At 68.4% G+C, this 19,221-nt stretch carries 16 protein-coding genes; 7 read left to right on the forward strand and 9 right to left on the reverse strand.

Annotated features, from left to right (window positions below; translation table 11 throughout):
- Positions 1–18: 18 nt before the first annotated feature.
- Genes WHX56_RS02445 through WHX56_RS02455 form a run of 3 tightly spaced genes read right to left on the reverse strand, consistent with a single transcriptional unit; the run spans position 19 to position 2,925 of the window.
- Positions 19–972, reverse strand: a complete 954-nt coding sequence (locus WHX56_RS02445) for a Bug family tripartite tricarboxylate transporter substrate binding protein (protein WP_338880224.1) — start codon at positions 970–972, stop codon at positions 19–21.
- Positions 973–1,019: 47 nt separating this feature from the next.
- On the reverse strand, positions 1,020–1,967 hold the full coding sequence (locus WHX56_RS02450; RefSeq protein ID WP_129244067.1) for a LysR family transcriptional regulator: 948 nt from the start codon (positions 1,965–1,967) through the stop codon (positions 1,020–1,022).
- Positions 1,968–1,971: 4 nt separating this feature from the next.
- Positions 1,972–2,925 carry a tripartite tricarboxylate transporter substrate binding protein gene (locus WHX56_RS02455; protein ID WP_338880227.1) on the reverse strand — a complete coding sequence of 318 codons (954 nt, stop codon included), beginning with the start codon at positions 2,923–2,925 and terminating at the stop codon, positions 1,972–1,974.
- Positions 2,926–3,105: 180 nt separating this feature from the next.
- Between WHX56_RS02455 and WHX56_RS02460 the strand changes: the two genes are divergently transcribed.
- The 3 genes from WHX56_RS02460 to WHX56_RS02470 all read left to right on the forward strand — a co-directional run bounded on the left by WHX56_RS02460 (position 3,106) and on the right by WHX56_RS02470 (position 7,533).
- Complete coding sequence (locus WHX56_RS02460) at positions 3,106–5,430, forward strand: acyl-CoA dehydrogenase family protein (protein WP_338880229.1); 2,325 nt, start codon at positions 3,106–3,108, stop codon at positions 5,428–5,430.
- 18 nt (positions 5,431–5,448) lie between these two features.
- Entirely contained in the window at positions 5,449–6,435 is a 987-nt protein-coding gene (locus WHX56_RS02465) for an NADPH:quinone reductase (RefSeq protein WP_338880231.1), read from the forward strand.
- A gap of 135 nt (positions 6,436–6,570) precedes the next feature.
- Entirely contained in the window at positions 6,571–7,533 is a 963-nt protein-coding gene (locus WHX56_RS02470) for a tripartite tricarboxylate transporter substrate binding protein (RefSeq protein ID WP_338880233.1), read from the forward strand.
- Between the two features lie 38 nt (positions 7,534–7,571).
- Here the strand turns inward: WHX56_RS02470 and WHX56_RS02475 are convergent, their stop codons facing one another.
- From WHX56_RS02475 to WHX56_RS02500, 6 genes are all read right to left on the reverse strand, one after another.
- Complete coding sequence (locus WHX56_RS02475) at positions 7,572–9,071, reverse strand: class I adenylate-forming enzyme family protein (protein WP_075873466.1); 1,500 nt, start codon at positions 9,069–9,071, stop codon at positions 7,572–7,574.
- A 3-nt stretch (positions 9,072–9,074) separates the two neighbouring features.
- Positions 9,075–10,454, reverse strand: a complete 1,380-nt coding sequence (locus WHX56_RS02480; RefSeq protein ID WP_088446706.1) for an MmgE/PrpD family protein — start codon at positions 10,452–10,454, stop codon at positions 9,075–9,077.
- Between the two features lie 27 nt (positions 10,455–10,481).
- Positions 10,482–11,639, reverse strand: coding sequence for an acyl-CoA dehydrogenase family protein (locus WHX56_RS02485; RefSeq protein ID WP_420909865.1), 1,158 nt, complete (start codon positions 11,637–11,639; stop codon positions 10,482–10,484).
- 69 nt (positions 11,640–11,708) lie between these two features.
- Complete coding sequence (locus WHX56_RS02490; RefSeq protein WP_338880239.1) at positions 11,709–12,650, reverse strand: hydroxymethylglutaryl-CoA lyase; 942 nt, start codon at positions 12,648–12,650, stop codon at positions 11,709–11,711.
- 25 nt (positions 12,651–12,675) lie between these two features.
- Complete coding sequence (locus tag WHX56_RS02495; protein ID WP_338880241.1) at positions 12,676–13,473, reverse strand: enoyl-CoA hydratase/isomerase family protein; 798 nt, start codon at positions 13,471–13,473, stop codon at positions 12,676–12,678.
- Complete coding sequence (locus WHX56_RS02500) at positions 13,470–14,669, reverse strand: CoA transferase (protein ID WP_338880243.1); 1,200 nt, start codon at positions 14,667–14,669, stop codon at positions 13,470–13,472. The genes WHX56_RS02495 and WHX56_RS02500 overlap by 4 nt, the downstream gene beginning before the upstream one ends.
- A gap of 137 nt (positions 14,670–14,806) precedes the next feature.
- On the opposite strand from WHX56_RS02500, the gene WHX56_RS02505 reads away from it, so the two are divergent.
- The 4 genes from WHX56_RS02505 (at position 14,807) to WHX56_RS02520 (ending at position 19,116) form a co-directional block, all read left to right on the forward strand.
- Positions 14,807–15,601 (forward strand): GntR family transcriptional regulator, encoded by a 795-nt coding sequence (locus WHX56_RS02505; protein WP_129244094.1) that lies wholly within the window; start codon positions 14,807–14,809, stop codon positions 15,599–15,601.
- Positions 15,602–15,662: 61 nt separating this feature from the next.
- Positions 15,663–16,625 (forward strand): Bug family tripartite tricarboxylate transporter substrate binding protein, encoded by a 963-nt coding sequence (locus WHX56_RS02510; RefSeq protein ID WP_129244097.1) that lies wholly within the window; start codon positions 15,663–15,665, stop codon positions 16,623–16,625.
- Positions 16,626–16,701: 76 nt separating this feature from the next.
- Entirely contained in the window at positions 16,702–17,550 is an 849-nt protein-coding gene (locus WHX56_RS02515) for a fumarylacetoacetate hydrolase family protein (protein ID WP_338880245.1), read from the forward strand.
- A 321-nt stretch (positions 17,551–17,871) separates the two neighbouring features.
- Positions 17,872–19,116 carry an MFS transporter gene (locus tag WHX56_RS02520; protein WP_338880247.1) on the forward strand — a complete coding sequence of 415 codons (1,245 nt, stop codon included), beginning with the start codon at positions 17,872–17,874 and terminating at the stop codon, positions 19,114–19,116.
- The last annotated feature ends 105 nt before the right edge of the window (positions 19,117–19,221 follow it).

Genomic DNA, 19,221 nt, shown 5'->3' on the forward strand with positions numbered 1-19,221 from the left:
GCTCAAGACTCCGGGAAACTACTTTTCTGCGATGCCGGCCTGGTTGATGACCTCGCGCCAGCGCGCCTGCTCCTTGCGCAGCAGTTCCGCCATTTCCTCGGGCGTATTGGAGATCGCCAGGATGCCCTGTTCGAGCATCTTTTCCTTCACGCCGGGTTCGGCGATGGTGGCCTGCAAGGCCTTGGCCAGTTGCTGCACGATGGCCTCCGGCGTGGCCTTGGGCACCGAGATGTAGTTCACCGGCGACGCGTCGTAGCCCGGCAGCGTCTTGGACAGGGGCGGCACGCCGGGCAGGATCGGCACTTCGTTGGGCGTGGTGACGCCCAGCGGGATGAGCCGCTTGTCCTTGATGAACCCGGTATAGATGCCCACGGTGTCGATGGCCAGGTCGCCGTTGCCGCCGACCAGGTCCCTGACCGCTTCGCCGGTCCCCTTGTAGGGAACGTGCTGCAGGCGGATGCCGGCCAGGATCTGCAGCAGCTCGCCGTTCAGGTGGCTGCTGGCGCCGATCCCGGCGCTGACGTAATTGAGTTCGCCCGGGCGCTTCTTGGCCAGCGCGATCAGTTCCTCCAGGTTCTTCACGCCCAGCTTCGTATTGACCACCAGCACGCTGGGAGCCAGCGACACCTGCGAGACCGGGCGCAGCTCGTCGGGGTCGTAGGGCATGTTCTTCACCAGGTAGGGCAGCGTCATCTGCTGGCCCGGCGTGGTGTAGAGCAGCGTGTAGCCGTCCGGGTCGGCGCGGGCCACCGCCGCCGCGCCAATGAGGCCGCCGGCGCCCGCCTTGTTCTCGACGATGACCTGCTGCTTGAGTTTCTTGGACAGGGTTTCGGCGACCACGCGGGCGGTCAGGTCCGCGCCGCCCCCCGGCGCGAAGGGCACGACCATCCGGATGGGCTTGTCGGGATAGGCCGCCTGGGCCGAGCAGGCCACCAGCGCAAGCACGCAGGCGCGTTTGAAGAATCGGATCATTTTTTTGTCTCCTTGCGGCCCGCCGGAGAGGACGGGCCCGTTTGTTTTCACGTTGCCTCGGGCGGCAACGCGTCAAGTTGCGCGAGCGATTCGCTGACGATCTCCCTCAGCAGCGCGGTCACCACTTTCACCGCCTGCGTGGGGCGGTCGGTCAGCATGAGCGACACGATGCGCACGACCGACGGCTCGACGATCTCGGAAGCCTGCAGCTCGCCGCGCTCGACTTCGGCGGCCACGAAATGCCAGGGAAGCAAGGTGTAGCCGGACCGCTTGACCACCATCTGCTTCTGGATGAAGCCCGAATCGGCTTCCACCGTCACGCGGATGTCCACGCCATTGCGCCGGCCCATCTCGTCCAACATCATGCGCACCGAGGACGGCTTGCGCGACAGCACCAGCGGCAGCCCGTCCAGCCTGGAGAACGGCACCTGGCGCGCGGCGGTGATGCGGTCGCCGGGCGGGCCGATCAGATAGGACGGCAGCCGCAGCAGCACGTCTTCGTCGCTGCCCAGCGCGTCGTGGCTGCGGTAGGGCAGGCCGATGTCGATCTCGCGGCGCTGGAGCCAGCTTTCGATCTGCCCCGCGGCGCTTTCGACGATCTGCACGTGGATGGCCGGGTACTCGCGCTGCAGCCTCAAGAGCAAGGGCACGATCAGCGCATTGCTCAACGACGGCAGCGTGCCGATGCGGACCGTTCCCGAGACCCGGCCGTGGGCGGCGGCGATGACGTCGTTCAGGTCGCTGGCGCTGGCCAGCACCTGCTCGACCACCGGCTGCACCTGCTTGCCCAGTTCGGTCAGGCCGACGCCGCGCCCATTGCGCGTGAAGAGATAGCCGCCGCACTGCTTTTCCAGCATCGACAGGTAGCGGCTGATGGCGGGCTGGCTCACGCCCAGGTCGATCGCCACCTTGGTGATGCTGCCGCTGCGCGCCACCAGCGAAAAGATCCTCAGGGCGCGCAGATCCCAGTCCGGGGCTTCGCTCGGTTTTGCCATGGGTCTACTGGGCCGAGAGATTCTCGGCGGCGATGATGGCGCTCCAGCGCGCCACCTCGCTGTCGAAAAAGCGCTGGAAGTCGGCCTGGTCGCGGAAGACGGCTATGGCCCCCATTTCCCGGGCCCGCTGCTGCACGATGGGCTCGTCGATCACCGCGCGCAGCCGCTTCTGCAAGGCCTGCACGCCCTCTTTCGAGGTGCCCGACGCCACGAAGATCCCCCACCAGCTCGACGCGTACACGTCGCGCACGCCCAGCTCGTCCAGGGTGGGAAGGTCGGGCGCCTGCTCCAGGCGTTCCGGCGCGGCCACCGCCAGCGCGCGGATGCGGCCGGCCTTGACGTGCGTCATGGCCTGCAGCGTGTCGAAGTAGGCATCGACCTGCCCGCCCAACAGGTCGTTGATGGCCGCCGACGTGCCGCGATAGGCGACATGGGTGACCTGCAGGCCGAGTTCGCGGGCGAACAGCGCCGCGGCCAGGTTGGGGCTGGACCCCACGCCGGAATTCGCGAAGGACAGGCCGCGCGGGGACTTGCGCGCGTAATCGATCAACTGGCGCACGTCGGTCGCCAGGTCGGCCCGCACGTAAAGAATGAGCGGACTGACGGCAACCTGCGCCACCGGCACGATGTCGCGCGGGTCGTAGGGCAAGGCCTTGATCATGGCGGGGTTGGTGGCCGTGCCGACGCTGCCCAGCAGCAGCGTGCGGCCGTCCGGCGGGCTCTTCGCGACATGGGACGTGCCGATGGCCGCGCCGCCGCCCGGGCGGTTGTCGACCAGGATGGGCGCGCCCTGCGCAGCCGCCAGGCGTTCGGCGAGCACGCGCCCGTACAGGTCCGTGACGCCCCCCACGGCATAGGGCACGACGATACGCTCCACCGGAGCTTCCGCCGCCACCGACGCCGCCGCCACGCTGGCGGCGGCCAGGCACAACGCCAGCCGGGCAATTGCTGCACGCATTTCTTGTCTCCTCGCCGTTCAGGCTTGTCTGGATTGATACGGAATTCTAGGGAGGATCGCGCCGCCTCATCACACGGCTTTTGTAATAGCTGCTCTCAACGCTGCCTTATGAATCGCCCGCCGGCCCGAACCTAGAATTTGGCATTCCCATTCCAGGCCACGACGCCACGCTGAAGGACCATGATGACGGCACTCGATTCTTTTTCGCTCTTCGGCCCCCTGCCCCGGCACGCCGAATTCATGGAGGCGGCAAGCGGCATACTGGCCCAGGTTTCGCCCTTGACGAGATTGCGCGCGCTGCGCGGCGCCAGCCCCGGCTGGGAGCCCGGCGCCTGGCGCGCCCTGGCCGAAGCCGGCTGGACTTCGGTGACGGTGCCCGAAGCCCAGGGCGGCCTGGGGCTGGAGATCGACGTGCTGGGCGCGATCGCCACCGCCGTGGGCGAATCGCCCTTGCCGGAGCCCTATCTGGGCGGCGCCATGGCCACGCTGGTGCTGCCGGCCTTCGCCGGCCATCCGCTGGCGGCGGAACTGCTGCGCGATGCCATCGCCGGCTCGACCGTGGCGGGCCTGGCCTGGCAGGAGAATCCCGGGGAACTCATTCCCACCTCGGTCTCCACCTCGGTCGATTGCGCCGGCGACCGCATGCACCTGGTCGGCACCAAGCGCTGGGTGGCGCCGGCCGGCGCGACGGGCTGGCTGGTCCATGCCCGCCTGGGCGAATCCCCCACCCTGGTCTGGGTGCGGCCCGACGACCCCGGCGTCAACGTGGAAACGGAATCCCGGGTGGACGGCAGCATGCTGTGCACCCTGCACCTGGACGCGCACCTGCCCGCCTCCCGCATGATCGCGGAAGGCGGCGAGGTGGACACGGTCTGCCAGCAGGCCTTGGAGTTCACGCGGCTGCTCCAGTGCAGCGAGCTTCTCGGCATCGCACGGCGCGTGTTCTGCCTCACGCTGGACTACCTCAAGACCCGCGTGCAGTTCGGCCGCGCGATCGGCGCGAACCAGGCCTTGCAGCACCGCATGGTGGACGCCTACGTCGGCGTGATGGTCTGCGGCGCGCTGCTGGCCGACAGCTATCGCGAGGTGCGCGACGACCCCGCTTCCCTGCCGCGCGTGGCGGCGCTGGCCAAGGCCCGGATCGCCGAGCGCGTCATCGGCCTGTGCCGCGAGGCCGTGCAGTTGCACGGCGCCATCGGCTACACCGACGAGTACGACGTGGGCCTGTATCTGAAGCGGGCCCTGCACGCGGCCTCCTGGCTCGGCAGCCCGCGCAACCTGCAGGCCCGCTACCTGGCCTTGCGCCACCCGGACGGCGAGGCCGCCCTGGCCGACGGCCAGGCCGCCTCGGGCGACGACTACAACGCCATGAGCGACGAAGGCTTCCGCCTGATGGTGCGCGGCTTCCTGCGCGCCCATTACCCGCAGCACCTGCGCCACGTGCCGCGCCGGCTGCGGCTGCGCGAAGTCCGCGACTGGTACCAGACCCTGTCCCGCAAGGGCTGGCTGGCGCCGGCCTGGCCGCGCGAACATGGCGGCATGGCGCTGTCGCCAGCCAAGCTGCTGGTCTTCTTCGAAGAGATGGAAGGCTGGGGCGCCGCCCGCCTGCCCGACCAGGGGATCATCAACCTCGGCCCGGTGCTGATCCAGCACGGCACGCCGGAACAGAAGGCGCGCTACCTGCCGCGCATCCTCTCGGGCGAGGACATCTGGTGCCAGGGTTACTCGGAGCCCAACGCCGGTTCGGACCTGGCCTCGCTGCGCACCGAGGCCCGCCTTGAAGGCGACCGCTACATCGTCAACGGCCAGAAGATCTGGACCACGCTGGCGCACGACGCCACCCATATCTTCGCCCTGGTGCGCACGGACAAGACCGTCAAGCCGCAGGCCGGCATCAGCTTCCTGCTGATCGACCTGAAGACGCCGGGCGTGACCATCCGGCCCATTACCAATATCGTCGACGAACAGGAGTTCTGCGAAGTCTTCTTCGAGGACGTGAGCGTGCCGGCGGGCAACCTGGTCGGCGAACTCAACATGGGCTGGACCATCGCCAAGGATCTGCTCGGCTACGAACGCATTTTCGCGGGCAGCCCGCAGCAGTCGCGCCAGGCGCTGCACCACCTGGAGCAACTGGCCGAAAGCCAGTCCCTGTTCGAACAGCCGGAGTTCTGCCAGACCTACGCGCAACTGCTCGGCGCGGTGCGCGAGCTGGAAGCGTTCTACGGCCTCTTCGCCGACATCGTGCGCCGCGGCGACCTGCTGCCGCCGTCGGTGTCCGGGCTGAAGATCCTGGCCACGGAAACCTATGTGCGCATCGCGCGCGAAATCGTGCGCTGGGCCGACGAGGCCGGCGGGACCTGGACCGGCATTCCCATGACGGACGGCACCTCACTGGTTCCATGCGCCCCATTCCTGCAATCGCTGGTCACCACCATTTATGGCGGATCCAACGAAATCCAGCGCAATATCGTGGCCAAGGCCGTATTGGGCCTGCCCAACCGATAGACACATGAGGAGACCGGGATGAAGGCTGCCTACTATGAAACGCGAGGCGCGGCGAGCGAAGTGCTGCGCCTGGGCGAGATGCCGGAGGAAGCCCCCGGGCCCGGCATGGTGCGCGTGCGGGTCGCGGCGTCCGGCGTCAACCCGTCCGACGTCAAGACGCGCGGCGGCACGGGAGCGCGGCCCAACCCCTGGCCGCGCACCATCCCGCACCAGGACGGCGCCGGCACCATCGACCTGCTGGGCGAAGGCGTGGACCCGGCCCGCCTGGGCCAGCGGGTCTGGCTATACGAATGCCAGCTCGACCGCCCCTGCGGCACCGCCGCGCAATGGGTCACGGTGCCCCAGCATCTCGCCGTTACCCTGCCAGACGACGTGCCCTTCGGCGTCGGCGCGGCGCTGGGCGTGCCCGCCCTGACGGCCTGGCATGCCTGCGAACGGATCGACGCCGGCGCCGGACGCTGCGTGCTGGTGCATGGCGCGGTGGGCGCCGTGGGCTTCTATGCCGCGCAGATGGCACGCCTGCGCGGCGCCCGCGTGCTGGCCAGCGTGTCGAACGCCGAACAGGCGCGGACCGCCGCCGCGGCCGGCATCGACACCGTGCCGCGCGGGCAGGATCTGCCCTCGGCCGCCCGGCAGTGGCTGGCGCGGCAGGGCCGCGAGGACTTCGACGCCTTCATCGACCTGGACTTCGCCGGCAACCTGCAAAGCAATCTGGCGCTGGCGGCCAACGGCGCGCATATCGCCGCCTACGCGTCGGACACCGAGCTGCGGCCCGCGATCCCAGTCCGGGACCTGATGCGCCGCAATCTTCAACTGTCGTTCCTGCTCGTGTACACCATGCCGGCCGCGCTCAAGCAGCGCGCGGTCGAGCAACTGGGCAACTGGCTGGCGGCCGGCGCGCTGTGCCATCCCGCGATCCATCCCTACGCGCTGGACGACATCGCCAGCGCCCACGAAGCCGTCGAGACCCGCAGGCATACCGGCAAGGTCGTGGTCCTGCCCTGACACCCCGCGATTCCCGGCCTCCCCGGATTTTCCGCGTCGCACCATAACAATATACGTACATAGGCACCTACAGGTGCTATGTTTATGTACGTATATAAAAATAACGGCATTGAAAACCACCAGAGGAGACTGAGCATGCGCGGATTGATTGCAGGATTGCTGCTGAGCGCCGGCCTCGGAATGGGGGCCGCGCAGGCCGCCTATCCGGAACGCGCCGTGAAGATCATCGTGCCGTACCCGGCCGGACAGACCACGGACGTGATCGCCCGCGCGATCGGCCAGGAGCTGGGCGATGCCATGGGGCAATCCTTTTTCGTCGACAACCGCGGCGGCGCAGGCGGCATCATCGGCATGGAGGCGGGCAAGCGCTCCGAGGCCGACGGCTACACACTGCTGATGACGGCCAGCGGCCCCGTCGCCATCAATCCGGGGCTCTACAGCAAGCTGCCCTACAACGTCGAAAAAGACTACGAGCCGGTCGCGCTGGTGGCCATGGTGCCGCTCTTCCTGGTGGTGCGCGCCGACTTCCCGGCCAACAATGTGCGCGAGCTGGAGGCGTACGTGAAGCAACGCCCGGGCCAGCTCAATTACGGCTCGGGCGGCAGCGGCCTGACCAATCACCTGGCCATGGAAATGTTCAAGAGCCAGGCCGGCCTCGAACTCACCCACGTTCCCTACCGCGGCGCGGCGGCCGCGCTCACCGGCCTGATCGGCGGCGACGTGGCCATGATGTTCGAGGCGGGGCCGGCCATCATGCCGCACGTGCAGTCCGGCGTGCTCAAGGTGCTGGCCGTGGGCGGCCGCGAACCCGCGCGCGCCTTTCCCCAGGCCAGGCCCGTGTCGGCCGAAGGCGTGCCGGGCTACGAGGCGCAGGCCTGGATCGCGCTGCTGGCGCCGGCGGGCACGCCCAAGCCCATCGTCGACCAGCTCAACGCCGTCGTGCGTAAGGCCCTGAGCCGCCCCGAACTGCAAGAGAAGCTCGCCGTGCTGGGCGCGGAAACCGTGTCGTACAGCCCCGCCGATACGCGCCAGTTCATCTCGCGCGAGATCGCGGTCTGGGGCCAGGCGGTCAAGACATCCAACGCCCGGGTCGACTGAGGGGCGCCAGTTCGCGGGCGCCCCGGCGCCCGCCGCCTTCACCGCGCGTGCAGTTCGGGATAGGGGCCGTCGCGCAAGGCGTAGGCCGACAGCACCAGGTCGCGCACCGCCCGGCGGCTGATCTTGCCCTGCGGGTTGCGCGGCAGGGCCTCGACCTCCACGTGCGCGCGCGGATGCTTGTAGCGGGCCAATCCCGCGACCCGCTGGCTCGCGGCCTGCCGCCAACCCTCGCCGGCCCGCTCGGCCACCGCTACGATGACCTCGCCCCAGTAGTCCGACGGCAGCGCGACCACGCAGATCTCGCCGCAGCCCGGCAAGCCGGCCAGCGCCCCCTCGATCTCGTCGGGATAGATCTTGTAGCCGCCGCTCTTGATGACGTCGGCCATGCGGCCCAGCAGCCACAATCGGCCCTGAGGGTCGATGCGGCCCAGGTCGCCGGTACGGTGCCAGCCGTCGGCATCGGGCGGATGAAAGCCGCCCTCGTCGACGTGGCCGATGTACATGTGGCGCGAGCGCAGCTCGATCTCGTCTTGCGCATTGATGCGCAGTTGCACGCCGGGCGCCGGCCATCCCAGGCACGCGCCCTCCCCGTCGCCGGCGGCAAAGCAGGCTTCGGTGGCCTCCGGATCCAGCACCGTGATCGGATTGACGTTCTCGCTCTTGCCGTAGGTCACGCGCACGCGCGGGCCGAACAGCGCGCGCGCCTTGGCGTACAGCCCGGGGGTCAGGGTCTGCGTGCCGGTGAACACGCAGCGCACGCCGGGAAAGTGCTCGCCCTCGAACGCCGCGGCCAGCTTGGCCAGCACGGTGGGCGGCGCGAACACCGCATCCAGCGTGCCGCCGCGCAGCGCCTGCCCGGCCGCCTCCAGGTCCACCCCATTGAGCAGCAGGGCCGTGCCGCCATAGTCCATCCAGGCGCGGGCCTGCATGGACGCGCCGTGCACGTAGGGCGTCATCAGCAACACGCGGGAGCCCGGCCCGGGAGTAAAGGGCAGCACGGCGCGCAGCATGACCGCGGCCAGCCAGCGCCTTCCCTGGTCGTACACCAGCGCCTTGGGTTTGCCCGTGGTGCCTGACGAGAAAATGATGCGCCCCCAGTCCCCCGCCGGAACGGCCGGCAGCACCGATGGCTCGGCCAGCGGCGCGATGTCTTCGCAGAGGATGAGGCGGGCGCCCAGGTCGCGCACGGTGTCGGCATGCGCCCGGTCGGTGACGATATGGCTCATCGGCGTGAGGCGCTGGCTCCAGCGGATCTCCTCCCGCGTGTAGGCCGCGTTCAGATGCACCAGGCACACGCCGCCGACGGTGGCGCCGTAATCGGCCCAGACGGCCGCGCGGCCGTTGGGCAAATAGATGCCCACGCATGCGCCCGGGCCGGCGCCGTCCTCGGCGAGCACGCGCGCCAGGGCATGGGCCCGCGCGTTCAGTTCGGAGAACGTCAGCCGGCCCTGGCCGTCGTCGACGGCCACGCCGTCCGGAAAGCGCCCGGCCAGCGTATGCAGCTCCAGCGACCAGGGTATCGTGTCGGCGATCGTCATGGCTCAGCCCCGGAACAGGGTGCGGACGTCGTCGATCTGCGCCAGGCTCGCGAGCCGGTCGTAGAGCGCGCCGGCGGACGGCAGCGACGATGTGTCCCCTCCGGCCTGGCGGCGCCAGACGGCCATGCAGTCCTCGAACTTGGCGCGAAGGTCCGCCTCCGCCAACGGCAGGTGCGCGTGGCCGCGGGGATAGCGGACCTCGCCGGAGCGCAGGACGCGCCCGTCGCGCATATCGATGTCTACCGTGTCGTAACGCGAGAAGGCCGAATCCTCCGGGTCGGGCGCTTCGACGATCCCGATCTCCACCTTGCCGTAAAGGGCGCGCATGGCCGGCTCGTTGACGAAGGCGTCGTCCAGTTCGGACAGGCCCACCTTGCGCCGCAGGAGCGCGGCCGCCACCGCGAACTGGGCGCTGAACTTTGCCTCCAGCGCGGTGACCGGCGCCGCATTGCGCAGCATCGACGCTTGCGCCCGCCCGATGCCGACCCGGACGCGGGCGACCTGCGCGGCGTCCAGGTCCGCCTCGCGCGCGATGTCGATCACGGCGTCGATGATGCGGTGGCCCGAGTAGCAGACCGGGTACTTCTTGATGGACAGGCCGGTGGCCAGGATGCGGGGCTCGCCGGGCCGGTATGGGCGTTCGCGGTCGACCTGCCCGCGCGGCGACAGCGCGGCCAGGAAGCCCGCGTGATGCTCCAGCGCGTCGTCCGCGGCGGTCAGGCCCAGGCCCGCCAACGTCACGGCTTCGAAGGCCTGCGCCGCCACCCGGCCCGCGTGCAGCGGCTTGGTCATGGTGCCGAAATTGGCGACCAGGCCGCTGGCCAGGCTGGCGCCGATGGCCAGCGCGCGCGCCGCGACCGGCGCCTCGAAACCGCGCAGGCGGGCGAGCGCGGCGGTGGCCGCCACGGTGCCGAAAACCGCGGTCGGATGCCAGCCCTTGATGTGGTACGGGTCGGGCTCGCGCGAGGCCAGCTCGGCCCAGACCTCGTAGCCCACGATATAGGCCAGCAGGCAATCGCGGCCCGAAGCGCCCTGGGCATGCCCCTGCGCCAGGATGGCGGCGGTGAGCGCCGCGCTGGGATGGCCCGAGAGCGCCACGTCGTCGTAATCCAGCGCATGGCTGGCCACGCCATTGACGAAGGCCGCCCGGGCGGGAGGCAGCGCCTCGCCGCCGAACCACAGCGGCGCGCCGCCCTCGGCGGGGCCGGCCTGGCCGCGGGCGTAGTCCAGCGCGATGCGGGTCACGGCTTCGTCGCGGGCGGCCAATGCCACGGCGATCGTGTCGGTCATGCCCTGGCGAGCGATGCTCTCGGCCTGCGCCCGGCGCGGGCCGAGTTCGGGGTGGGCGACGTAGGCGGCCAGCGCCTGGGTGAGTCCGGTCATGGTGGGTTCCTTATGAAGGGCGCGGGTTCAGAACGAACGCGGCATGCCGAGGATGTGCTGGCCGATATAGGAGAGGATGAGATTGGTCGAGATCGGCGCGATCTGCAGCAGCCGGGTCTCGCGCCACTTGCGCTCCACGTCGTATTCACGCGCGAAGCCGAAGCCGCCATGCGTCTGCAGGCAGGCCTCGGCCGCGTGCCAGGACGCCTCGGAGGCCAGCATCTTGCCCATGTTCGCTTCGTCGCCGCAGGGCAGCCCCGCCTGGAACAAGGTGGCCGCCTTGCGCAGCAGGAGGTCGGCGGCCTGCGTCTCGGCATAGGCGCGCGCGATGGGAAACTGGATGCCCTGGTTCTGGCCGATGGGCCGGTCGAACACGCGCCGCTCGCTGGCGTAGGCGGCGGCCGTGCGGATGAACCAGCGCGCATCGCCGATCGCTTCCGACGCCACCAGGATGCGCTCGGCGTTCATGCCGTCCAGGATGTAGCGAAAGCCCTTGCCTTCCTCGCCGATCAGGCTGTCGGCGGGAATGCGCAGGTTGTCGAAGAACACTTCGGTGGTGTTGTGATTGATCATGGCCTTCAGCGGCCGGATCTCCATGCCCTTGCCCAGCGCCTCGCGAATATCGACCAGGAAAACGGACAGGCCCTCGCTCTTCTTGCCCACCTCCTCGTAAGGCGTCGTCCGGGCCAGCAGCAGCATCAGGTCGGATTGCAGGGCGCGCGACGTCCACACCTTCTGGCCGTTGACGACATAGCTGTCGCCATCGCGCACCGCGCGCGTCTTCAGGCGCGTGGTGTCGGTGCCGCTGGTGGGTTCGGTGACGCCGAAGGCCTGCAGGCGCAGTTCGCCGCGCGCGATGGCCGGCAGATAGCGGGCCTTCTGCTCGGCGCTGCCGTGGCGCAGCAGCGTGCCCATGGTGTACATCTGCGCGTGGCAGGCGCCGGCGTTGCAGCCCGCCGCATGGATCTCCTCCAGGATGACGGCGGCCGCTCGCAAGGGCATGCCGCTGCCTTCGTATTCCTCGGGGATCAGGGCGGCGAGATAGCCCGACTCGGTGAGCGCGCGGACGAATTCATCCGGATAGCGGTCGTCTTCTTCGAGGCGGCGCCAGTACTCGCCGGGGAATTGTTCGCAGATACGCCGCACGCTGTCGCGCACGTCGGCGTAGTCCTCCCCCAGGGGCATGGCGAGGTTGTCCAGGCTGTTGGGCGAAATGGTGTCCATGATGGGTCCGGTAGATGAGGTTGTGGAGGATCAGGCGGCAAGCCGAGCGCTGGCCGGGGTGAAGCCGCGGGGCAGGCCGGCGCGCGCCAGGCCGCCATAGAGCGTCACGTCCGGGATGGCGCGCCGAAGCACCTCGCGCACCTCCAGCAGCGCCGCCAGGTCGATGCCCGTGTCCACGCCCATGGACTCCAGCATGTAGGCGGCGTCCTCCATGACGATGTTGCCCGTGGCGCCGGGCGCGAAAGGACAACCGCCCAGGCCGCCCAGCGAGGCGTCGAACGCCCGCACGCCGCAATCCAGCGCCGCCAGGAGGTTGGCCAGGCCCGTGCCGCGGGTGTCGTGGAAGTGCGCCGCCACCGGCAGCGCGCCCACCTCGGCCAGCACGGCCTTGAAGACTCGGCGCACCAGGGCCGGGTTGGCGTACCCCACCGTGTCGGGGATGATCAGCTCGTCGGCGCCGGCCTCGGCCAAGGCCACCGCGTAGCGCACGACGTCCGCCACGGGCACGTCGCCTTCATACGAGCAGCCCAGCGCCGTCGCCAGCCCGCCGCAGAGCACGGGCCGGGTTGCCTCGGGTTGCGCGCGCGCCAATTCGGCCATATTGCGGAAGTCCGCCAGCGACTCTTCGCGGCTGCGGCGCACGTTCTTCATGTTGTGCGTTTCGCTGACCGACATCACAAAGTTGATTTTGTGCGCGCCCAGTTCCAGGCCGCGCTGCGCGCCACGTGAATTGGGCACCAGCGCGGCCACGGTCAGCCCCGGGATGCGCAGCGATTCCGTGGTCACCGCCTCGGCGTCGACGAACTGCGGCAGCAGCTTGGGCGGCACATAGGAAGTGACTTCGATTTCGGCCACGCCGGCGGCCGCCTCGCGCCGTATCCAGTCCAGCTTGTCGGCCGTTTCCACGAAAGTGGCGACGCTCTGCAGGCCGTCGCGCAGGCCCACTTCGCGCAGGATGACATCTCTTGCCATGCTTGTTCTCCTCTTGGTTCTGGCGTCAACGGCCCTTGAAGACCGGCTTGCGCTTTTCGTTGAAGGCGAGCACGCCTTCGCGGCGGTCGTCGGTGTCGACCAGGTGGTTGTAGGCTTCGATCTCGAAGCGGAAGGCCGTGCGCAGTTCCATCTGGCCGCCATAGCGCACCGACTTCTTGATCTGCCGCACCGACAGCGGCGCATTGGCGGCGATGGCGCCGGCCGTGGCCAGCGCCGCCGGCAGCACGTCCTGGGGATCGTGCAGCGCGTTGGCCACGCCCCATTCCAGCGCCTGCGCGGCGTCGAAGGGCCGGCCGGTCATCAGGATTTCCTTGGCGCGGCGCTCGCCCACCGCGCGCGGCAGGTTCTGCGTGCCGCCGGCGCCGGGCATGATGCCCAGCGTCACCTCGGTCAGCGCGAAGCGCGCCTCGCGGCTGGCGTAGATGAAGTCGCAGGACAGCGCCATCTCCAGGCCGCCGGCATAGGCATGGCCGTTGACGGCGGCCACGACGGGCAGCGGCAGGTCCACCAACGTCCAGTACATGCGTTCGAACAGCTCGTGCTGGCGCTGCCAGGTTTCGCGGCTCATCCCGTTGCGTTCCTTGAGGTCGCCGCCGCCGCAGAAAATGCGTTCGCCAGCGCCGGTCAGCACGACGCAGCGCACCGGGCCCGCGTCCTCAGTCAGCCGGTTCCAGAGGTCGAGCAGGTCGCGGCCCATCTGGGTATTGACGGCGTTGCCCACCTGCGGACGGTTCAGCGTGACGAGCAACACGTGCTCGTCGCCCATCCGGGTGGACACGGTTTCGTAGTCGGGGAGGTTCATTCCTGGATCTCCGTGGTCGGGGTCATGGTTGCCGGTTGGCGCAGCAGCGTTTCGGTGTGCTCGCCCAGCGCGGGCGGGCGGGAGCGGGGCCGGGGCCGGTGGCCGTCGAAGCTCAGCGGCAGGCCGATGAAATCCATCGCGGTGCCCGGCACGCGCTGCACCAGGCCCAACGCCTCGGTCTGCGGATGCGCGAGCATCTGATTCATGTCGTTCACGGGCGAGCAAGGGAGGCCGGCGGCCTCCAGTTGCTCCAGCCAGAAGGCGGTGGGACGGAGAGCGAAGATGGCGTCGAGCATGCCGTACAGCTCGGCCTGGTGGCGCACGCGGCTGGGGTTGTCGGCAAAGCGCGGGTCCTCGGCCCATTCGGGGTGCCCGACCACCCGCGCCAGGCTGCGGAACAAACCATCGTTGCCGGCCGCTACAACGATTTCACCGTCGGAGGTGGCGTAGCCCTTATAGGGCACGATGCTGGCCGTGCCCGAGCCGTAGCGCGGCGGCGCCTCGCCGGAAGCCAGCACCTGCGAGGCGATCAGCGACACCCAGGTGGCCGCCGTCTCGAAAAGCGAGACATCCACCACGCGCCCCTGTCCGCCGGCCTGGCGCTGCCAGAGCGCGGCGAGCACGCCGATCACCGCCCACATGCCCGTGCCCATGTCGACGATGGAGGCGCCCACGCGCACCGAGGGCCGGCCGGCTTCGCCCGTGGTGCTCATGATTCCGCCGAAGGCCTGCATCAGCGGGTCGTAGCCGGGCCGGTGCCGCAGAGGGCCTGTGCGGCCGAAGGCGCCCATGTTGCAGTAGATGAGGGAAGGCCTGAGCGCCAGCAGCGCGGCGCCGTCCAGGCCCAGCGTCTCGACCTGGCCGGGCCGCAGGTTCTGCAGGACGACGTCGGCGCGCTCGGCGATCAGGCGCTTGAGGGCGTCGGTCTGCGCCGGGTCCCGCAAGTCGCAGACCACGGACTGCTTGTTGCGGTTCAGGGTCTGGAAGAGCGTGGCCGCCCCTTCCTGGAAGGGAGGCCCCCAGGCGCGGGCGGCGTCGCCGTCGTGTTTCTCGACCTTGATGACCGTGGCGCCCAATTCACCGAAAATCTGTCCGGCGAAAGGGGCGGCCACGCTATGACCCAGTTCGACGACCACCAAGCCCTCGAAGGGGCGGGTGGCCTGCTCGTCCTGGTCGGCTTCACTCGTGTGTTGCATGGATTTGTCTCCGTCCGATGCACCCTCGAATAGGGCTCAAACCTTTTTTGGTAATGTACGTACATTAATAACTTTACAGTGGAATCAAATGTGCGTACATTGTTTTCAGAAACTTTTTTGACCGTAAGGTACCTCGCATGCCCAAGAATGACGGCACGCCGCCGGCCAAGCCCACGCGCGCCACGCCGCGGAGCAAGACACAGCCGCGTTACGCCTGGCTGCACCAGAGCCTGCTCAATGACATCGTGTCCGGGACGTATCCGGTGGGCTCCCTGCTGCCGACCGAGGCGCAACTGAGCGCCACGTTCGGCGTCAGCCGCCATACCGTGCGCGAAGCCACCCGGCGGCTGGTGGACATCGGCCTGATCGTGCGCTACCCCAGCATCGGCACGGTGGTGACGTCCGCCCAGCCCGGCGTCGCCCGGCCCAGCTACGTGGCGGGCCTGGGGTCGATGAAAGACATCCTCGCCTACACGGACCAGACGCGGCTGGAGGTCTTTGGAGAAACCGTTGCGGTTGCCGACGAAGCCATGGCCGAGTCGCTGCGCTGCGAGGCCGGTTCGAAATGGCTGGTGCTGCACACCAACCGCTGCCTGGTCGAAAACGGCCGGGTGATCTCGTACACGCGCGTCTATCTGCGCCCCGAGTTCGAGAAGATCAAAGAAAAACTGCATGGCAATCATCCCAGCATCTACAAGATGCTGCAGGACGACTACGGTCAGGAAATCCACCGGATCCGCCAGCAGATCGAAGCCACGCTGATGCCTGAGAACGCATTGTTCCAGCTCGGCCTGGAGAGCGGCAGCCCCGCCCTGCGGATGCTGCGCGCTTACGTAGACCCCCAAGACCGTCTGCTGACGGTTTCCGAAAATTTCTATATTGCCGACCGCTTCAAGCTGCAGACCGAATGGGAACGTGGAGAAGAGCCCTGAACTGATTTCCCCCTAGGCGGGCTTGCGGCGTGCTCGAAAAAAATGATGGAGGAGACAATCCATGAAACGAGTACTCGCAGCACTGTTATGCATGGGCGCCTTGCTGAACGCCCCGGCCCGGGCCGACTATCCGGACCGGGGCGTGAAGATCATCGTGCCATTCCCTGCCGGCCAGACCACCGACGTGCTGGCGCGCACCATCGGCCAGCAGTTGACGGAGACGCTGGGCCAGGCATTTTTCGTGGACAACCGCGGCGGCGCCGGCGGCATCATCGGCATGGAGGGCGCCAAGCGCTCCGAGGCCGACGGCTACACCCTGCTGATGGCCTCCAGCGGACCGCTGGCGATCAATCCGGGCCTGTACGCCAAGCTGCCGTACGACACGCTGAAGGACTTCACGCCGGTGGCGATGGTGGTGGTGGTGCCGCAGTTCCTGGTCACGCGGGCGGATTTCCCGGCCAACAACCTCAAGGAACTGATCGACTACGTCAAGAAGCACCCGGGCCAGCTCAACTACGGTTCGGGCGGCACGGGGCTGACCAATCACCTGACCATGGAGATGTTCAAGCGCCAGGCGGGGCTGAACATCATGCACGTGCCGTACCGCGGCGCGGCCGCCGCGCTGACCGGGCTGATGTCGGGCGACGTGACGATGATGTTCGAGTCGGGACCGGCCATCATGCCGCACGTCCAGAAGGGCGCGCTCAAGGTCTTCGCCGTGGGCAGCCGCAACGGATCGAAGGCGCTGCCCGATATCCCGACCATGGACCGCGCCGGCGTGCCGGGATTCGACGCGCAGACCTGGGCGGCGCTGCTGGTGCCCAGCGGCACGCCGGCGCCCGTGATTGACAAGCTGAACAAGGCCATGCAACTTGCGCTGAAGAAACCGGCCGTACAGGAGCAACTGGCCGCGCTGGGCGCGGAGGTGCTGCTCAGCACGCCGGACGAAACGACCACCTACATCAAGGACGAGATCGTCCGCTGGGGCGACACGATCAAGACCGCCAACGTAAAGTTGGACTGACCGGGGAACGGCGGCCGGCCTGGAACGCCCGGCCGCCCCTCACGTTTTTTGACCACGGAGCAATAAGGAAAGAAGCATGAAACTGGTGAGATTCGGCCCGCCGGGGCAGGAAAAGCCCGGCCTGATCGACGCGGACGGCGTGCTGCGCGATCTTTCGGGCCTGGTGCCCGACATCGGCGGCGCGCAGCTTGGGCGCGAGACGCTCGCGGCGCTGGCGCGGCGCGACACCGCCACGCTGCCGCAGGTGGCGGGCGAGCCTCGCCTGGGCTGCCCGGTGGCCGGCGTGGGCAAGTTCATCGCCATCGGCCTGAACTACTTCGACCACGCGGCCGAGGTCGGCGCGCCGGTGCCGAAGGAACCGGTCATCTTCATGAAGGCCACCTCCTGCATCCAGGGGCCGGACGATCCCGTCATGCTGCCCGAAGGATCGCAGAAGTCCGACTGGGAAGTGGAGCTGGGCATCGTCATCGGCGAACGCGCGCGCTACGTGGACGAGGCGGACGCGCTGGACCATGTGGCGGGCTATTGCGTGGTCAACGACGTGAGCGAGCGCGAATTCCAGATGGACCGCGGCGGCACCTGGGACAAAGGCAAGGGCTGCGACACCTTCGGCCCCATCGGGCCGTGGCTGGTGACGCCCGACGAGGTGCCCGACCCGCAGTCGCTGGACCTGTGGCTGGACGTCAACGGCCAGCGCATGCAGACCGGCAACACCCGCACGATGATCTTCGGCGTGAAAACCATCGTGAGCTACGTCAGCCGCTTCATGACGCTGCTGCCGGGCGACGTCATCATTACCGGCACCCCGCCGGGCGTCGGCCTGGGCATGAAGCCGCCCGTGTTCCTGCGCGCAGGCGACGTCATGACGCTGGGTGTGCAAGGGTTGGGCGCCCAGCGCCAGCGCGTGGTCTCCTTCGAACGCTAGGCCTGCCCCCTTGCCGGCCGCCTCCCGCCGGCAAGGGATCCCTGACGCCAGGGAAAAACCGCTACGACTCCCCGTACCGAGCCGCTCTCGCGATCCTTCCCAGGCGGCGCATGATCCTTGCCGCAATCCCCCTCCATCCCGCCACGTCGAGAAATCGTCCGGTTTTTCTCTGGGTGAAGGCGCGCAATGCGCCAAGGCGCCCCACGCAATGCTCAGCGCGTCGTTCGCAGGCTGGCCATCGCCCACTGCCTCCGCCTACCGGTATCATGGACCCTGCTTCGACCCTGGCTACCCGGGATCATTGGAGAACCTCCTTCGCCTATGCACGCCGATCTTGATTCGACGGTCGATGAAAAGGATCAGCCGCCAGCGGCCCGGCCATTGCCGCAGCGGGCATCGCTCGCCGTGTTGCCCGCGCTGTTCCTGGGGGCATTCGCAAATGCGTTGCTAGCGCCTTTCATGGGCTACTTCATCGTCGAAGGGAAAGGCCTCGCTCCCTGGTGGTTGAGCGTCTATTCCGCGGTCGCGATCACCGTCTCGATTGCCGTGAATCGCTATATCGGCCGGAGGATAGACCACGGCACCCGCCTCTATCGGTGGCTGCTGCTCGGTCAGGCCGCCTACGCAATCGCGGTCGCCTTGCTGATTTACTCGCCTCCCGCCGCCCTGCTCATCGGCCTCGTCGGCATCTTCCAAGGGATCGCGAACACGGCAACCACGACGATGTATAGCTTCGGCCGCCTGATGCTCGACGGCACGCAAGACCGCGCCAAGATCAATTCGAAGCTGCGCGTTATCACGTCCCTGGCATGGATGCTGGCGCCCCCTCTCACCTTTTCACTGGCCTCCTGGAATACCGGCATAACGGTGTTTCAAGTGGCTGCGGGCGTTGCGATCGGATGGATCCTCGTCGGGCGTCTGGTGCTGCCGACGACGTTCCGCAGCCCGCCTGCCAAGGCCGTGGCCGCCGCCGATGGCGGCGCATCCAGCTTCGGCATGCTTCAGCGCACGGCCGTGTGCTTCTTCTTCGCGCTGGCGCATGTTCTGTGCTCCACGTCTCTTCCGCTGTATTACACGCGCGAACTCGATCTGGCTCCCTATGCCGCCGGCTTGTCGTTCGGCGTCAAATGCGCGGTCGAGGTGGCCGCCATCCTGCTGGCGCCATGGCTCGTGAAGAAGATGGGCACGAACTACGGCCTTTTCATCTCGGCCTTGTTTGCCTTTGCCGCCTTTTCGCAGTTTCTCAACGCCTCGTCGCTGACGGGGGTACTGCTCGGCGCTTGCCTGGAAGGAATGTTCTACGGCACCTTCGCCGCGGTCGCGATGACCTACGTTCAGGAGATGTCCCCAACCCGGGTCGGCCGCGCCACCTCCGCCTACATGAACAGCCTGTTCCTGGGCGGCATGGTGGGCATCCTGACGCTAGGCGCCGTTGCCACGGCCTATGACTTTCGCGCGGTGATATTTGGCGCCCTGATCGCCATGGCAACGGGAAGCGCGATTCTCCTGGCGGACACGCTCTCGGGCGCTCGGCAAGAGAACCGAGTCCGGCCGCTGAATCGCTAGCATCGCGATTCCGGGCGCCGGGCCATCGGGCTGCCGGCGGGCAAGGCCGCGCGGCTGGATCCGTGCCAGGCGCAGCGCCGCCGCTCGCGATCGTTACGCCCCTCG

Source organism: Achromobacter veterisilvae (assembly GCF_037619525.1).
Classification (GTDB): Bacteria; Pseudomonadota; Gammaproteobacteria; order Burkholderiales; family Burkholderiaceae_B; genus Achromobacter; species Achromobacter veterisilvae.

Bases quoted from the DNA above. Each gene is read 5' to 3' on its own strand.
- WHX56_RS02470 (WP_338880233.1), top strand. From the start codon at position 6,571: ATGCGCGGATTGATTGCAGGATTGCTGCTGAGCGCCGGCCTCGGAATG.
- WHX56_RS02515 (WP_338880245.1), top strand. From the start codon at position 16,702: ATGAAACTGGTGAGATTCGGCCCGCCGGGGCAGGAAAAGCCCGGCCTG.
- WHX56_RS02445 (WP_338880224.1), bottom strand. From the start codon at position 972: ATGATCCGATTCTTCAAACGCGCCTGCGTGCTTGCGCTGGTGGCCTGC.
- WHX56_RS02450 (WP_129244067.1), bottom strand. From the start codon at position 1,967: ATGGCAAAACCGAGCGAAGCCCCGGACTGGGATCTGCGCGCCCTGAGG.
- WHX56_RS02500 (WP_338880243.1), bottom strand. From the start codon at position 14,669: ATGCAACACACGAGTGAAGCCGACCAGGACGAGCAGGCCACCCGCCCC.
- WHX56_RS02520 (WP_338880247.1), top strand. From the start codon at position 17,872: ATGCACGCCGATCTTGATTCGACGGTCGATGAAAAGGATCAGCCGCCA.
- WHX56_RS02455 (WP_338880227.1), bottom strand. From the start codon at position 2,925: ATGCGTGCAGCAATTGCCCGGCTGGCGTTGTGCCTGGCCGCCGCCAGC.
- WHX56_RS02495 (WP_338880241.1), bottom strand. From the start codon at position 13,473: ATGAACCTCCCCGACTACGAAACCGTGTCCACCCGGATGGGCGACGAG.
- WHX56_RS02510 (WP_129244097.1), top strand. From the start codon at position 15,663: ATGAAACGAGTACTCGCAGCACTGTTATGCATGGGCGCCTTGCTGAAC.
- WHX56_RS02485 (WP_420909865.1), bottom strand. From the start codon at position 11,639: ATGCCCCTGGGGGAGGACTACGCCGACGTGCGCGACAGCGTGCGGCGT.
- WHX56_RS02460 (WP_338880229.1), top strand. From the start codon at position 3,106: ATGATGACGGCACTCGATTCTTTTTCGCTCTTCGGCCCCCTGCCCCGG.
- WHX56_RS02490 (WP_338880239.1), bottom strand. From the start codon at position 12,650: ATGGCAAGAGATGTCATCCTGCGCGAAGTGGGCCTGCGCGACGGCCTG.
- WHX56_RS02505 (WP_129244094.1), top strand. From the start codon at position 14,807: ATGCCCAAGAATGACGGCACGCCGCCGGCCAAGCCCACGCGCGCCACG.
- WHX56_RS02480 (WP_088446706.1), bottom strand. From the start codon at position 10,454: ATGACCGGACTCACCCAGGCGCTGGCCGCCTACGTCGCCCACCCCGAA.
- WHX56_RS02475 (WP_075873466.1), bottom strand. From the start codon at position 9,071: ATGACGATCGCCGACACGATACCCTGGTCGCTGGAGCTGCATACGCTG.
- WHX56_RS02465 (WP_338880231.1), top strand. From the start codon at position 5,449: ATGAAGGCTGCCTACTATGAAACGCGAGGCGCGGCGAGCGAAGTGCTG.